A 779-nucleotide genomic window follows, 5' to 3' on the forward strand; every position below is an offset into this window, starting at 1 on the left:
AGCCAATCGCGTAAACTAGAGCGAAAACCATGCGGGCAGGCTTCAAGTTTATTGTCTCTCATATATTGAGCCATACACTTCTCAGCGAGGGGACCGCGACCTTTAGCAGAAAAAAAGAAATCATTACGAGAAAGCAATCGTGCTTGTTTTAAAATGTCTAATGCTTCAGTTGATAAAGGCACGCGAAATTCTTTTGTTGTATCACGCTTGCCTTTCATATTTTCAGCAGGTATGGTCCATATATCCCCATCAATTTGATCTTTATGAATATGACGTAAAGGATTGGTACGAACACCTGTCAGAATAAGCAAACGCAAAGCCAGTTGTGTTATGGTTGATGCTTCACAGAGTGTTTTATAAAAAGCCGGAACCTCTCTCCAATCCATGGCTGGTCTATTAGTGACCTTATGGCGTTGTTTTCCTAAGAGAGCTTTTGCTTTTTCTACAGCTTGTAAATCAACATCTACACCTAATGCAGCCGCATGTTTGAGACAAAGATTAAGACGTATCAATGCTGTTCGAGCAATTACAGCCTTTGTATGCCAAATGGGAGAAAGGGTATTGCGTATCTCTGTTTGCGTAATCTCTGAAACGGGTAAACAGCCTAATTTAGGGAGAATATGAAGGCGTAAAGGTGTAAACCATTTACCATTTTTACCATCACCTTTTAATTCAGCTTTACGAGTTTCAAAAGTATCTAGTGCAATATCTTTTAAGTAATGGAGATTGCTTATTGCCTCACGCTTTTGTTTTTCACGTTCTTTAATAGGGTCACGCCC

The 779-nt window shown here is 39.8% G+C and carries 1 protein-coding gene; it reads right to left on the bottom strand.

Going from position 1 to position 779, the window contains the following annotated elements:
• The coding region (locus ACFINW_RS10045; RefSeq protein WP_375674272.1) for a tyrosine-type recombinase/integrase at nt 1-779 on the bottom strand (779 nt) is incomplete at both ends.

The sequence above is a fragment of the Bartonella sp. AA18HLJMS genome, from assembly GCF_042197245.1.
In the GTDB taxonomy this organism is placed as follows: domain Bacteria; phylum Pseudomonadota; class Alphaproteobacteria; order Rhizobiales; family Rhizobiaceae; genus Bartonella.